Below are 13,445 nucleotides of genomic sequence, written 5' to 3'. Positions count from 1 at the left end.
AATTCGTCTGGTTGATTCAGACGAATACGCTTAATTATTGCTTTGCTGTTGGCTCTGTGACTGGCTGTTATCGCTTTCGTTTGCAGGTGCCTGATCCGTTGCGCCGCCCTCAGATGAAGCGTCATTCGCTGCATCATCGGCGCTACCTAAACGCTGATCAAGGGAAGAAAGCTCATCCCGCCAGTTGCTTAGCTGAGACTCCAGTTGAGATAAGGTTTCTTCACGCGCTTCAATATCGCTATTAATGTTAGCAACTTCATTACGACCAAGATCAAGCGCAACCATCAAGTCTTCCATTTCGCCACGCACCTGCTCCAGGCTCTGCGACTCCTCTTCACGAAGCTCAACCAATGAATCGACTTCGCTTTGAAGCTCATCACGCTCAGAGGTGAGGGAGTCACGGGTATTTTCCAACTCATCCAGTTCACTTTGTGCCGAAGCTACCTGCTCCTCAAGGCCAGAGAGCGCTTCATTCGCTTGACGGCTCTGCTCTTTAAGTTCAGCAAAATCATCTTCAGCGCTACTTAGTGCTTCAACCGCTTGCTGACGCTGCTCTTCAGCCTGTTGGCGTGCGGTTTCAGCCTGTTGCCGCGCTTCATCAGCGCTCTGCTGGGCTTCTTCTATCTGCTGAAGTGTCGCTTCAGCATTATCACGGGTCGTTGTGATTTCATCGCGCTCATCGCGTAGTGACTGCATATCACCCTGGGCGTTTTCCAGCTCCTGGTTTAAAGCATCCACTTCATTTTGAAGTTCATCTCGTTGAGTTTCTAATGCTTCAAGACGCGTCTGAATAGTAGCCACGTCATTCTGTGCACTTTCCAACGCAGAACTGGCTTCATTGCGCTGCTCTTCAAGCTGCGCCGCCTCTTCCTGCATGTCCGCTAAATTGGATTCTGCCTGATCTATTTCCTGGATACGGCGGCTATAACGGCGGTTGTTTTGTTCAGCACTTGCCAGTTGCCCTTCAAGCGCTTCAACACGCTCTTTATGAGTGCCTGCGTTGGACTGAGCCATGATCGCCCAAATAACGGCAATGGCGGCGATACCCGCGATAGCCCTGACTCGGTTATCTTTAAATAGTGTTTTGGCATCCAGCCTGCTCGCAGGCGTCTGATGATCCGAATGGTTTTCTTCTGACATTCTGCGTCCCTCTCTCTACCAGGCTACCGATATCAGCAGCGTTAAAGATGCGTTTAGCGCATATCGTCCATTACAAGCATACACAGCAAATGGCATCTAGCCAGTCCACTAGCAGATTCAATGCATTAGCCAAGCCCACCTTCTACTGTAGATCATTATGAACAGGAGCTTCGCTTGGATGCGCATTTTTGAACCACGCAAGCTTTGTGTGCAGTGAAACCACACTACCAATAATTAAAAGCGCCGGTGATTGAATACCACCTGTCGTCAAGGCCTCAGGCAGCGATGCCAATGTTCCCGCATGGATTTGCTGTTCAGCCATCGTCCCTTGCTCAATCAACGCCAGAGGCGTATCACGCGACATCCCATACGCCATCAACTTTTGGCTAATTACACCAACGCTGTTTAGCCCCATATAGAAAACCAGTGTTTGGTTTGGTTTTGCTAACGCTTCCCACTCCACTGCCTGTTCATCATCCGCCCAATGCCCCGTCACAAAATGGACAGCCTGTGCATGATCACGGTGGGTAAGCGGAATGCCAGCATAAGCGGAGCATCCTGAGGCGGCGGTGATACCGGGAATAACCTCCACCGCTACTCCATGAGTGATTAGCGCCTCCAGCTCTTCACCGCCGCGACCAAAGATGAACGGGTCACCGCCTTTAAGCCTTACGACGCTTTTGCCCTCAATGGCCCAGTCGACCAAGCGTTGATTAATCTCCTGTTGAGGAACGCTATGCTGCGACCGGACCTTTCCAACATAGAAGCGCTGCGTATTGCTCGGCAGTAGCGCCAAAATAGCGCTACTAACCAAGCGGTCGTAAAGCACGACATCTGCTTGCTGAAGGCGCTTGTAGGCTTTTAAGGTTAATAACTCTGCATCGCCAGGACCTGCGCCCACCAGGCTAACAAAACCACTCATTCCACCTCTTGACAAAATTCATACCTATATTGTTGCTTACGCGTAATCATTCCAATGATAATTGGCCGTGTTTGCGTTTGTCTGCTTTCATGACCAGTGTTATGCCGATTTTATGAGGGAATGTATATGCTCAGGCTTGCACAAACTATCTGTGCGCCCTGCTCGAAAGATACCCCGCCGCTAGATAAAAGCGAGTGTCAGGCTTATCTTGAGCAATTACCGGAGTGGCGGATTGTCGAGCACGATGGCATCATAAAGCTGTCACGAAGCTTTTCGTTTTATGACTTTGCCAAGGCGCTGACATTTACCCAGCGTGTTGGCGAGATAGCAGAGCAGGCCGGACACCACCCCATGTTAATCACCGAATGGGGTAAAACCACCGTAATGTGGTGGACACATCGTATTAATGGCCTGCATCTTAATGATTTCATTCTTGCCGCCAGAACCGACGAGGTAGCTGAGTAAATGTTTGAGCATATTGAGCGAGTCCCTGGAGATGCCATTCTCGGGCTGATCGAAGCTTTCAAAAAAGATACCAATCCGCAAAAGGTTGATTTGGGCGTAGGGGTGTACCGCGATTCAAAGGGTACTACACCGGTAATGCGCGCTGTCAAAGAAGCTGAAGCTCGCCTGCTCAAGAATGAAGCCACCAAAACCTATATCGGTTCGCACGGGGCGCCCGCCTACAGCAATGTCGTATTGCCCATGGTGCTGGGTAGCGACTCCCCCGTACTGGAAGCCAAACGCGCCAGCGCTACTCAATCCCCCGGCGGTACCGGTGCGTTACGCTTAGCGGCTGACTTTATTGCGACTCAGCTACCCCATAAAGGTATTTGGGTAAGTGACCCGACGTGGCCCAATCACCACGGTATTTTTACGTCTGCGGGCATAGCGCTGCATAAATATCCGTATGTAGATGCTGATAACCGCCTCGATTTTTCAGGCATGCTGGCCGCGCTGAAAACAATTCCTGAAGGCGACGTCGTGGTGCTGCATGCGTGCTGCCATAACCCGACCGGTTTTGATCTATCCCAAGAGCAGTGGCAGGAAGTGCTGGTCGTTCTACGTGAACGTAAGCTCCTACCGCTCGTTGACTTCGCCTACCAAGGGTTTGGTGAAGGGCTTGATGAAGATGCCTACGGCGTACGCCTACTAGCCGAACAGCTGGACGAAGTGATTATCACCAGCTCCTGCTCGAAGAATTTCGGTATCTACTGCGAGCGCACTGGCTGCCTTATCATGGTCGCTAAAGACGCGGAGCAGATGGAGAATGTGCGTTCTCAGGTGGCCATTGTGGCCCGGGAAAACTACTCCAACCCGCCTGCTCACGGCGGCGCCATCGTAAGCGAAATTTTAAACGATGCCGAACTGACCACCATGTGGCGTGAAGAACTCACCGAAATGCGTGACCGTATTAATACGCTGCGCCGCGATTTTGTGGAAGCCCTGAAACCCTACGGCCTGGATCAGAAATATGCTTGTGTTGCTGAACAGCGCGGCATGTTCTCCTACACCGGGCTAACGCCTGACCAGGTAGATCGCTTACGCGATGAGTTTGGCATTTACATGGTCCGCTCTGGACGCGCCAACGTTGCGGGCTTCTCTCATGAAAATCTCCCTTACCTTGCCAAAGCAATTGCAGCGGTTAACGACTAACCGCGTTGCCTAATGCTTTACTCGGCGCCCAAGCTTTGCCTGGGCGTTTTTGTATCTTGGGAATGGTTGTATTGTTGTGTACAATTGCGCGCTTGCCGCCAGAGCCAAGGCCGCCCGTGCGGCGTCCTGTTCAGCGCCAACCTGACCGATCAGTCAACCCCACCTGGGTCTATCTGCCTAACGGTTTGCACTGTTAAACTCTTTTATTAACGAGGCTTTCCATGGCGGCAGCCAGCACACACTACCCTTGGTATAAAAAAGAAGACACCGATGCCTTCTTTGCTCTCTTCCAAAATAATATCGCCAACTTTATCGTTATCGCGATTACCATGCTGGGCATGGGCTTCCCAGCCTCGATCGTCTATGGTCAGGTGCTGCCAGGAGCGGCCGTTGCCGTTATGGTCGGCAACTTCTATTACGCCTGGAGCGCTGCACGCTTAGCCAGGAAAGAGAACCGTACCGACGTTACCGCCCTTTCATACGGCATTTCTACTCCGGTTATGTTTGTATTTTTATTTGGCGTACTGTTACCCGCCAAGCAACTGACCGGTGATACCGAGCTGGCCTGGAAGGTTGCGGTGGCTGCCTGCTTTATTAGTGGCACTATTGAAGCGGCAATTAGCCTGATTGGCCGATGGGTGCAGTATCATCTGCCACGGGCTGCCATGCTGGGGGCTGTCGCGGGGGTAGCACTTACGTTTATTGCCGGTGAGATGCTGTTTAAAACACTGGAAGTACCGGTTATTGGCCTTCTCGTGCTGGCTATTATTATCGTTGGCTTGGTAGCCCGGGTCAGCATGCCCTTTAAACTGCCTACCTCGCTGTTCGCGATTATCGTCGGCACGGCGATGGCTTACTTGATTGGTGATGCTGGTAGTGAGCGCTTCAGCGATGCATTTACGCACCTGGGCTTTTACCCGCTGCTTCCCAATTTGGCCTGGTTTGAAGGTTTAGGTTTACTATTTACCGGTATGCTCGCTGTGCTAACCGTTGTTCTTCCTATTACGCTTTATAACGCCATTGAGACCATGAACAATGTTGAAGCGATGGAGGCAGCTGGCGACAAATACGACGTCCGCGAATGTCAGGCGGTTGACGGCGTAGGTACCATGATCGGCGCACTGTTTGGCGGCGTTTTTCCTACTACCGTGTATATCGCCACGGTAGGCGCAAAGTGGATGGGCGCCGGGCGCGGTTACAGCTTATTGAACGGTGCTGTTTATGCGCTGGCCACCATGACAGGATTAATTGCCGCCCTGGCAGCCATTATTCCCGTCTCCGTGGTAGCGCCCATATTAGTCTTTGTGGGCATGTCGATGATTGCCACGGCATTCCAGGCCAACGATACGCGCTATTATCCCGCCGTCGCACTCGCCATGCTGCCCTACTTTGCTAACTATATAATGACGCGCTTTAGCCGTGGCGCAGGCGAAGTGGTGAGCGATATTTCCAGTGCCATTGTGGTAATGGGCCAAGGCGCCATGTTTATGGCTATTTTGTTGGGCGCCATGACGGTGTCGGTGATTGATCATCAGTTTCGGCGCGCTGCCGTATTTGCCTTGATTGCAGCAGGCTTTTCATTTGTCGGTTTAATGCACGCGCCTCAACTTGCATTGAACGCCGCGCCACAATTTGTGCTCGGCTACTTGGCAATGGCGCTGCTATTTGCCTATTTCTCATTCCAGCAAGCGCCACACAAGCGTTAATTGACTATGTGTTAATTACCCCATTTATTAATTACTTTAGGCGTTGTATCCCGCCTGCCGTTGCGGGCGGGATAATATACGTACCAATACGACCCACGCAGTTAAACCCGATAACAAATTTCCTATCGCTGCCCCTGCCGCCAAGCCCCACCAGCCAAAGAGCAGAGAGCCTACCCACAGGCAAGGCAAGTAGCAGACAAAGAGGCGCGCACTGGAAAGCAGCATGGCGCGCAGCGGCCAGCCCAACGCATTTCCCGCCGATACCACCAACATACATACCCCTAGCGCAGCATAACTTGGCAGCAAGAAGCGAATCAGTAGTGTCAGCTCGCTTTGCACATTAGGCGTTCCCGCCAGAACCATCGCGAGCCAAGGCGCACCCAAGGCAAGTATCACGCCAAGACCCAGCTGCCATATAACAGCCACTTTAAGCGCCAAGCGTATTAACTGCTGAATTTGCCCCCAATCCCCAGCCCCATAACAGCGTCCCAACCAAGGCGGAAGTGACATGGTCATCGCCAGTATGACCATCAGCGAAAGCGTTTCCAGGCGGCTTGCCAGCCCCCACGCTGCTACTTGGGTATCGCCAAGCCCAGCGACAACGGCAATGGTTAACATGCTGGCAAGAGGTGGCATCAATTGGCTCACCATCGCGGGAGCGGCAATGCCTACATAAGGGCGCCAGGAGTGTTTGGCCTCATCCAAGAGTCCAACGTTAGACACCCATTGCTTACGTATCAGCGCCTGGCACGTAATCACTAACCCCAAAGCGAATGCGATACACGTTGCCCAGGCAGCCCCTGGCAACCCCAAGCCCTCCCAGGAGCCAACACCAAAGATCAGCAGTGGATCGAGCACCAGGTTGGCTACACTACTAAGCACCATCATTTTACCCGGTAGCTTGGTATTGCCGTGGGCACGAAATACGCTATAGATAAAATAAAGCACCGCACCCAGCCATGCTGAAAAAAGTTGCGGCCCCCAATAAATACGGATGTAAGAAAGTGCCGTGTTATCTGCGCCTAACAGACGAAAAACAGGCTCATGGAAAAGCCATAAGCCTATACCCAGCACACCAATCACGGCCCCCCCAGCAAGCAGTACCAGGCTGGTTAAGCGCTTTGCTCTCGCATGCTCATCAGCTCCCAAGGCCCGCGAAATAAGCGCTGCAATGGCAATGCCCATACCCACTTGGATCCCAATAATTAAGAAAGAGAGTGGGAAGGTGAACGATTGCGCTGCCAAAGGAGCAGTGCCAAGGCGAGCGACAAAAGCACTATCAACAAGTTGAAAACCCAATAACGCCAGTACCCCGATGGCCATCGGCCAGGTTTGGCGCCATAGAGTTATTGCCAACTTGCGCTGACTCAATATAGTGCTCAAACCGGTAACTCCTTAATTTGCAATGTTTATAACCAAAAGCGCCACCGCCCCTTGGGGCGGTGGCGCTTTTTAACACGGATAACTTACTGACGGATACCTTCAAACGTCACATAAAGCTCTAGCTCGTGCATGGGCTCGGGGAAGTCGCTCATATCGATGCCAAAATCGCCCAAGTTAAGCATTGTGCTGCCTTCAAAACCGGCACGGTAATTACCCCATGGGTCCTCACCTTGACCGATTAACGTCACGGGCATTTCAATTTCTTGCGTCTCGCCGTGTAACGTTAAATCACCCGTCACAACACCTTCGTTGTCGCCTGTTGATTCAAAGCCGGTCGAGACAAATGAAGCGGTTGGATATTCGCTTGCATTCAGGAAATCACTGCTCAGAATGTGACGGTCACGCTCAGCGTGGTTAGAGTTCAAGCTATTCACCTGAACCTCGAACTCAACAGCAGAAGCGTCTACATCATCTTCATCGTAAGAGAGCTGGCCATCAAATTCTTCAAAACTACCCAGAATATAAGACATGCCAAGATGGTTAATTTTAAACTGTACGAAAGCGTGCTGGCCTTCGGTGTCAACGTTATAATCAGCTGCCTGAGCCTGGCTTAATGGCACTAATGCAGCCGCGGCAATAGCAGATGCAACGACACTTTTCTTCAACATCATGGTTATCTCCTCTCTTTCCTTAATAGACACAGAGAATTTTTATTTACTCCATGCTCGAAAACGCGATTCCAGTCAGTATTTACGAGCTCGCTCACCAAGCTCGAAGGACTTTTTTAATTCGTACTTTTTAATTAGCACTTATGTATTAGCATTTATCGCTTATAAATGCTCAGATCGGTGCGCCGGATTAACCATACGCACCAGTGTAGCGTGTCGATCAATCCAGTGATGTTTAAATGCGGCTAACGCATGTCCTGCAGCCAAAACTACCAATGTTAATGCGCTGTACCAATGAATATCACCGGCGATGCTGGCTTGATTAGGAAGGCCATGCAGTAATGCAGGCACATCAAACCAACCGAAAACGCTAATACCCCGGCCATTAGCCGTAGAAATCATATAACCGCTAAGCATGACAAGAAGCAAAACGATGTAGAGCGTGATATGGCCCAGATGGGCTGCCAGGACTTCGAAGCGGCTGCCTTCACCTGCCGGCGTCGGCTGCAGCAAGCGCCACGCTATGCGTGCAACCGTGGCTATCAACAGTAGCATGCCAATCGAGCGATGCACCCATGGCCCCTGATTGTACCAGCTATCGTAGTAGCCAAGCCCCGTCATCCACCAGCCCAATATAAACAGGCCAATAATTGCTATGGCGCTAAGCCAATGAAACAGAATACTCACGAGACCCCAAGTGCGCTGCGTGTTCCGCCACATTATTTTCTTCCTCGTTACTACCAAACAAACGCTATGCTGACTCGACTTCCTGTCAAACATGCCCAAGTGTTGGCATTTCGCTCATGGCTATCGCAGGCCTGCTCTTATCGAAGTCAAGACAGTGCGAGAGCGCCCGTTAATCACAGCAGAGCCCCCATCAAAGCACTCAGCTGAACACTATCATCAAATATCAAAACGACCTTCGGTTTCTCAAGCCGCCGAAAGAGCGACTCTTGCGCGGCTACCGCTATGAATATCAGAAGCATACCGGCTGGCGCTTTAAAAGACTGCTGAAAAAAGCAGAATACAGCATTCGTAAAAACCATTGATTAACATGCTAACAGCTTTCATGGACCGCACAATCAGCAACCAGTAAGCGGTTCCTACTGATAGGTATGGAGAATTTAAAAAACAGAGGCAAGGAGCATTGAAAAAAACAAGAAAAAAACACTCCCGGTAATGTTATTGAAATTAATTCAATTTTTTAGAATGTTTCGCGTACTTTTAATCAATTTTATTATCTAGTTTGCAGGCTTACAATCTCGTCATGTTCTCGAGTGACTTGGCAAAAAGCACACCATGCATGGGAGAACAACCACACACTAATGAGGTTTATATCATGAAAAAATTTACCACTGTCGCCGCTATTGCCGTCGCTTTATCTGCCACTACCTTTTCAGCAGCTGCACTGGCTGAGCGTGGTTCAGAGAAACTGAACACCGTGATGATTCCAACATCGACTGCCCATTACAGCCAGGAAGACCTCACCATGTCCCCATCGGACTTACCTGCGATCAATGGCGGCCAGGCTCAAAACGAGGTACTTGATGCCTCTTTCGACGAAAGCCAGCAAACAGTAGCAGACCGGACAATTAAAGGTAATGACCTGCACAGCCTTAACTCGTAAGGCAGGCAATACTGACAGCTTCTAGAAAGCAGATCTGTCGCAAAAAACCCCACACACGTGGGGTTTTTTTATGCCAATAAAGCAAGCCTAACGATAAAACAGAGCTTATATTGCCAGTCTTATTCCGCTGCTAGCACATCGAGGCCACGCGCTAAATCACGCTGAATGTCCTGCTGGCTTTCCAGCCCCACCGCCACACGAATCAACCCAGGAACAATGCCCGCTGCCTCTTTTTGCGCATCGGATAAGCGTCCATGCGTGGTCGTCGCGGGATGAGTGATCGTCGTTTTTACATCCCCCAGGTTACCGGTGATGGATAATAGACGAGTCGCATCAATCACCTGCCAAGCGCCCTCCTGCCCATTAACAACCTCAAACCCAAGCACAGCGCCAAAGCCCTTCTGTTGCTGCTTGGCAAGCGTATGCTGCGGATGTGCTTCCAAACCGCTGTAATGCACGTTACTTACTGCGGGATGTTGTTCCAGCCAGCGCGCCAGCGTGAGCGCATTTTCACAATGAGCTTTCATTCGTAGCGAGAGTGTTTCTAGCCCTTTGGTAAATATCCAGGCATTAAAGGGACTGAGACAAGGGCCACAGGTACGAACCACACCGAAGACTTCTTCCAGTACATCATGCTTACCCACGACAGCACCACCGATGGCCCGCCCTTGACCGTCCAAGTACTTGGTCGCGGAGTGGATGACGAGGTCGGCACCCAACGCAAGAGGCTGCTGCAGCGCAGGTGTCAAAAAGCAGTTATCAATGGCCAAAAGGGCATTATTACGTTTTGCTATGGCAGCAAGCGCCGGGATATCGGCAATCTCGGAAAGCGGGTTTGAGGGCGTTTCTGCAAACAGGAGCCGCGTTTTGGGCGTAATAGCCGCTTCCCACGCTTCTACATTAGAGAGTTCAACATAGCGGGTGGTGATGCCAAACTTGCCCAGGTATTTATCGAACAGGCTGACGGTCGAGCCAAAGAGCGAACGCGATGCCACGATTTCATCGCCGGCAGACAATAACGCAAGCGCCGTCGATAAAATGGCCGACATACCCGAGCTCGTTGCCACGCAGCGCTCCCCACCTTCAAGTGCTGCCAAGCGGCGCTCGAAAGTATGTACAGTGGGGTTCGTAAAGCGCGAATAAACGTTACCAGGCTCTTGCCCACCAAACTTACGCGCTGCTTCCGCAGCGCTTTCATAGACAAAGCTAGAGGTCGGAAAAATAGGCTCCGCATGCTCTTGCTCGAAGGTGCGATGATGGCCTGCACGGATCGCCAGCGTCTCTAACGACCACTCATCCTGTTGGCTGTCATTGTGCATGGACGTCCCCCTTATTTTCAGTAAGCATCAGTGACCTGTCGTTAGTCGTCGAGGTCATCATCCTGATTGTGCATATCGACCAGCGCATGATCACCCGCACTTTGATCTTTCGCGGCATCGTTCCGGCTGGCTTCAAGCACGGCCAGATACGCTTCATCGATATCCCCCGTAACATACTTGCCATCAAAGACCGAGCAGTCGAAGGCTTCCATTTCCGGGTTTACTTCGCGGCAGGCATCTTTCAGGTCTTCCAGATCCTGGTAGAAAATTCGGTCAGCGCCAATCAGCTCGCCTACTTCATCTTCAGTGCGGCCATGGGCAATTAACTCCACCGCCGCAGGCATGTCGATACCGTACACATTAGGGTAGCGCACAGGCGGCGCAGCGGAGGCAAAGTAAACCTTACGCGCGCCCGCATCTCGGGCCATCTGAATAATCTGCTTACAGGTCGTGCCACGTACAATCGAGTCATCCACTAACAGCACGTTCTTGCCTTTGAACTCAATGTCGATGGCGTTGAGTTTTTGGCGTACCGATTTCTTACGCTGCGTTTGGCCAGGCATGATAAACGTACGGCCAATATAGCGGTTCTTCATAAAGCCTTCGCGATACGTCACCCCAAGGTGCTGGGCCATTTCCAGCGCGGAGGTACGGGACGTATCCGGAATGGGAATCACAACATCAATATCGTGATCAGGCCATTCGTTCAGGATTCGGTCGCCCAGCTTGCGCCCCATTTGCATGCGCGTGCCATAGACGTAGGCACCGTCCAGAATGGAGTCAGGGCGTGCCAGATATACATGCTCGAAAATACACGAGCGCAGTTCCGGGCGGTCAGCACATACTTGCGTATGACACTGACCCTGCATATCCACAAATATCGCTTCGCCGGGTGACAGGTCACGCTCAAGCTCAAAGCCGCCCACGTCTAGCGCGACCGACTCAGACGCAATCATGACATCCTGCCCTTCGTCCGTTTGGCGAGTACCAAACACCACTGGACGAATGCCGTGAGGATCACGAAATGCCACCATACCAAAACCGTTAATGATCGCGACCGCCGCGTAGCCGCCTTTGCAGCGCCGGTGCACTCTACGTACCGCATCAAAAATATCTTCCGCTTCCAGATGCAGGCCTTGCTTACCCAGCTCATGGGCAAACACGTTAAGCAACACTTCAGAGTCGGAGCTGGTATTGATATGCCGTAAATCGGTTGAGAAAAGCTCCTGCTTCAACTGCTCAGAGTTGGTCAGGTTACCGTTATGGGCCAACGCAATACCGTAAGGCGAGTTGACATAAAACGGCTGAGATTCCGCTTCGCTGGATGAACCAGCGGTAGGATAACGTACGTGACCAATACCCAGGTTGCCCTTAAGGCGAGCCATATGGCGAGTGTGGAAGACGTCGCGCACTAGCCCATTGCTCTTGCGCAGTAAGAAGCGTCCCTCGCTCCAGGTCATCATACCGGCAGCGTCCTGGCCGCGATGCTGAAGTACGGTCAGGGCATCGTAGATTCCCTGATTTACCGCCTGCTTGGCCAGAAGGCCCACTATACCGCACATTCAAGTTACCTCGCTTTAGTGCCATGGCTTGCCAAAACAAGCCCGTACGTTCTTAAAACTCATCTTAATACGTTTGCGTTTAACCGGTACCCGTCAAGCGGCTAGGCAAGCGCAAAACACGCTGTTAGGCGTTATTGACTATCCATGGGCTGCGGCGCAAAACTGCCATGCGGGCGAATCTCAGGCAGTGATATATCGCGTAAAGAGGCGGGCGCTTCTGGCAGCTCACGCTCCCACTGATCCAACTGACTAACCGCCCAATCGCGCAACTCGATAAAGGTGGGCCGTAACGAGGCTTGCTGCCATGCCTGAAGCTCGGCAAGCGGCGTGAGCGTAATAACGACCGTGGCCACCAGCAAGATGATCGTGCCACGCGCGATACCAAACACAGCTCCCGCAAAACGGTTCAAAAGCCCCATGCCTACCCATACAATGGCCGCATGCACCAAGCGAATAACAATGCCGCAAAGCAAGATCACCGCAAAAATAACCAGTGCAAAGGCCAATACAAGTCGAGCGTCAAAACTTTCGATAAACCCGCTCATTAACTCGGCGACCGGCTCTGCCAATACGCGGGCGACCATTAACGCAACCACCCATGCCCCAAGCCCTAACGCTTCTCTAACAAAACCACGGACAAAGCCGGCCAGCATCGAAAGCGCCAGCACGGCAAGAAATACAGCATCAATCCACGTTAGCGCCATCGTTTAATCTCTTACTCGCACTAACAGACCTTGCACGTTTGCGCGCTGTTTAATTAAGGCCATCGCCGCTTCGCCATCCTCTGATGATGCGTAAGGCCCCACGAGCACTGTGGTCAAGTTATTGTCGCGCTGGCGTTGGAAAACACTAAATCCTTCGCCTGTAAGCTGGCTACCTAGTCGCTGAGCATTCGCAGCATCGCCAAAACTACCCACCTGAACCGCCCACCCACCTTGCTGTGTAGACGCTGGTCCAGCACTCGATGAACCCGCCCCTGATGAACCTGTACTTGAAGAACCTGCACTTGAAGAATTAGCACTTGAAGAACCTGCAGCGCTTTGGCTGCTGGATGTTGACGTGCTATTCGAGGCTACCAGGTCGGCAATGGGGTCATTTTGGGGAGCGTCAGTGTTTGAAGATGACGTAGGCGCTTGTGCGACGGTTTCCGTTTCACTGGGCGCATCAATTTGAGAAGTATCAGGTAGTCTCGGAGATGCATCTATCGGTGCATTAACCCCATCATTGCTTGCCACATTTGAAGAGGGCTGAGGGTTAATGGTAGAGGGCATTTGGGGAGCGTCTACATCATGGCGCGCCGTTTCTATGGGCTGTTCAATAATGAACGTTGGTTGCTGTCGCTCCTCACGCGGCGCCGGGTCACTCATCAGCCAAGGGACAACGATTGCGAGTAGCGCAAGCAGAATCACAACACCGCTAATGCGCTCTGTTTTACCATATTTCATATCATCTCCCTCTAGCG

Annotated in this window: 13 protein-coding genes; 4 read left to right on the top strand and 9 right to left on the bottom strand. The window is 51.8% G+C overall.

Going from position 1 to position 13,445, the window contains the following annotated elements; all coding sequences use genetic code 11:
* Positions 1-30 precede the first annotated feature (30 nt).
* Together ACT3TC_RS15930 and cobA are read right to left on the bottom strand one after the other, a co-directional pair.
* On the bottom strand, positions 31-1,140 hold the full coding sequence (locus ACT3TC_RS15930; RefSeq protein ID WP_444640880.1) for a kinesin: 1,110 nt from the start codon (positions 1,138-1,140) through the stop codon (positions 31-33).
* Between the two features lie 142 nt (positions 1,141-1,282).
* The gene (gene cobA, locus ACT3TC_RS15925; protein ID WP_444640878.1) at positions 1,283-2,062 is read right to left on the bottom strand and encodes a uroporphyrinogen-III C-methyltransferase; all 780 of its coding nucleotides are present in this window, start codon (positions 2,060-2,062) and stop codon (positions 1,283-1,285) included.
* A gap of 126 nt (positions 2,063-2,188) precedes the next feature.
* On the opposite strand from cobA, the gene ACT3TC_RS15920 reads away from it, so the two are divergent.
* From ACT3TC_RS15920 to ACT3TC_RS15910, 3 genes are all read left to right on the top strand, one after another.
* The gene (locus tag ACT3TC_RS15920) at positions 2,189-2,527 is read left to right on the top strand and encodes a 4a-hydroxytetrahydrobiopterin dehydratase (RefSeq protein WP_444640877.1); all 339 of its coding nucleotides are present in this window, start codon (positions 2,189-2,191) and stop codon (positions 2,525-2,527) included.
* Positions 2,528-3,718, top strand: a complete 1,191-nt coding sequence (locus ACT3TC_RS15915) for an amino acid aminotransferase (RefSeq protein WP_444640875.1) — start codon at positions 2,528-2,530, stop codon at positions 3,716-3,718.
* Between the two features lie 221 nt (positions 3,719-3,939).
* Positions 3,940-5,424, top strand: a complete 1,485-nt coding sequence (locus ACT3TC_RS15910) for an NCS2 family permease (protein WP_444621882.1) — start codon at positions 3,940-3,942, stop codon at positions 5,422-5,424.
* Between the two features lie 36 nt (positions 5,425-5,460).
* Here the strand turns inward: ACT3TC_RS15910 and ACT3TC_RS15905 are convergent, their stop codons facing one another.
* The 3 genes from ACT3TC_RS15905 to ACT3TC_RS15895 all read right to left on the bottom strand — a co-directional run bounded on the left by ACT3TC_RS15905 (position 5,461) and on the right by ACT3TC_RS15895 (position 8,195).
* Entirely contained in the window at positions 5,461-6,747 is a 1,287-nt protein-coding gene (locus ACT3TC_RS15905) for an MATE family efflux transporter (RefSeq protein WP_406565433.1), read from the bottom strand.
* 143 nt (positions 6,748-6,890) lie between these two features.
* The gene (locus ACT3TC_RS15900) at positions 6,891-7,475 is read right to left on the bottom strand and encodes a YceI family protein (RefSeq protein WP_172118475.1); all 585 of its coding nucleotides are present in this window, start codon (positions 7,473-7,475) and stop codon (positions 6,891-6,893) included.
* A gap of 162 nt (positions 7,476-7,637) precedes the next feature.
* Positions 7,638-8,195 (bottom strand): cytochrome b, encoded by a 558-nt coding sequence (locus ACT3TC_RS15895; protein ID WP_444621881.1) that lies wholly within the window; start codon positions 8,193-8,195, stop codon positions 7,638-7,640.
* Positions 8,196-8,814: 619 nt separating this feature from the next.
* Here ACT3TC_RS15895 and ACT3TC_RS15890 point away from each other — a divergent pair.
* Entirely contained in the window at positions 8,815-9,102 is a 288-nt protein-coding gene (locus ACT3TC_RS15890; RefSeq protein WP_444627855.1) for a hypothetical protein, read from the top strand.
* Between the two features lie 119 nt (positions 9,103-9,221).
* Here the strand turns inward: ACT3TC_RS15890 and ACT3TC_RS15885 are convergent, their stop codons facing one another.
* The 4 genes from ACT3TC_RS15885 to ACT3TC_RS15870 all read right to left on the bottom strand — a co-directional run bounded on the left by ACT3TC_RS15885 (position 9,222) and on the right by ACT3TC_RS15870 (position 13,428).
* The gene (locus ACT3TC_RS15885; protein WP_444640873.1) at positions 9,222-10,421 is read right to left on the bottom strand and encodes an O-succinylhomoserine sulfhydrylase; all 1,200 of its coding nucleotides are present in this window, start codon (positions 10,419-10,421) and stop codon (positions 9,222-9,224) included.
* Positions 10,422-10,462: 41 nt separating this feature from the next.
* The gene (gene purF, locus ACT3TC_RS15880) at positions 10,463-11,983 is read right to left on the bottom strand and encodes an amidophosphoribosyltransferase (RefSeq protein ID WP_172118409.1); all 1,521 of its coding nucleotides are present in this window, start codon (positions 11,981-11,983) and stop codon (positions 10,463-10,465) included.
* Between the two features lie 131 nt (positions 11,984-12,114).
* Entirely contained in the window at positions 12,115-12,687 is a 573-nt protein-coding gene (locus ACT3TC_RS15875) for a CvpA family protein (RefSeq protein ID WP_172118408.1), read from the bottom strand.
* A 3-nt stretch (positions 12,688-12,690) separates the two neighbouring features.
* The gene (locus ACT3TC_RS15870) at positions 12,691-13,428 is read right to left on the bottom strand and encodes an SPOR domain-containing protein (RefSeq protein ID WP_444640871.1); all 738 of its coding nucleotides are present in this window, start codon (positions 13,426-13,428) and stop codon (positions 12,691-12,693) included.
* Positions 13,429-13,445 lie beyond the last annotated feature (17 nt).

This window comes from Halomonas sp. AOP27-A1-41, from assembly GCF_052378605.1.
In the GTDB taxonomy this organism is placed as follows: domain Bacteria; phylum Pseudomonadota; class Gammaproteobacteria; order Pseudomonadales; family Halomonadaceae; genus Vreelandella; species Vreelandella citrativorans.
The sequence above is the reverse complement of the archived record's forward strand: the minus strand, read 5'-3'. Positions and strand labels throughout refer to the sequence as shown.

Bases quoted from the DNA above. Each gene is read 5' to 3' on its own strand.
- purF (WP_172118409.1), bottom strand. From the start codon at position 11,983: ATGTGCGGTATAGTGGGCCTTCTGGCCAAGCAGGCGGTAAATCAGGGA.
- ACT3TC_RS15905 (WP_406565433.1), bottom strand. From the start codon at position 6,747: ATGGCCATCGGGGTACTGGCGTTATTGGGTTTTCAACTTGTTGATAGT.
- ACT3TC_RS15895 (WP_444621881.1), bottom strand. From the start codon at position 8,195: ATGTGGCGGAACACGCAGCGCACTTGGGGTCTCGTGAGTATTCTGTTT.
- ACT3TC_RS15900 (WP_172118475.1), bottom strand. From the start codon at position 7,475: ATGTTGAAGAAAAGTGTCGTTGCATCTGCTATTGCCGCGGCTGCATTA.
- ACT3TC_RS15885 (WP_444640873.1), bottom strand. From the start codon at position 10,421: ATGCACAATGACAGCCAACAGGATGAGTGGTCGTTAGAGACGCTGGCG.
- ACT3TC_RS15870 (WP_444640871.1), bottom strand. From the start codon at position 13,428: ATGAAATATGGTAAAACAGAGCGCATTAGCGGTGTTGTGATTCTGCTT.
- ACT3TC_RS15910 (WP_444621882.1), top strand. From the start codon at position 3,940: ATGGCGGCAGCCAGCACACACTACCCTTGGTATAAAAAAGAAGACACC.
- ACT3TC_RS15915 (WP_444640875.1), top strand. From the start codon at position 2,528: ATGTTTGAGCATATTGAGCGAGTCCCTGGAGATGCCATTCTCGGGCTG.
- ACT3TC_RS15875 (WP_172118408.1), bottom strand. From the start codon at position 12,687: ATGGCGCTAACGTGGATTGATGCTGTATTTCTTGCCGTGCTGGCGCTT.
- cobA (WP_444640878.1), bottom strand. From the start codon at position 2,062: ATGAGTGGTTTTGTTAGCCTGGTGGGCGCAGGTCCTGGCGATGCAGAG.
- ACT3TC_RS15890 (WP_444627855.1), top strand. From the start codon at position 8,815: ATGAAAAAATTTACCACTGTCGCCGCTATTGCCGTCGCTTTATCTGCC.
- ACT3TC_RS15920 (WP_444640877.1), top strand. From the start codon at position 2,189: ATGCTCAGGCTTGCACAAACTATCTGTGCGCCCTGCTCGAAAGATACC.
- ACT3TC_RS15930 (WP_444640880.1), bottom strand. From the start codon at position 1,140: ATGTCAGAAGAAAACCATTCGGATCATCAGACGCCTGCGAGCAGGCTG.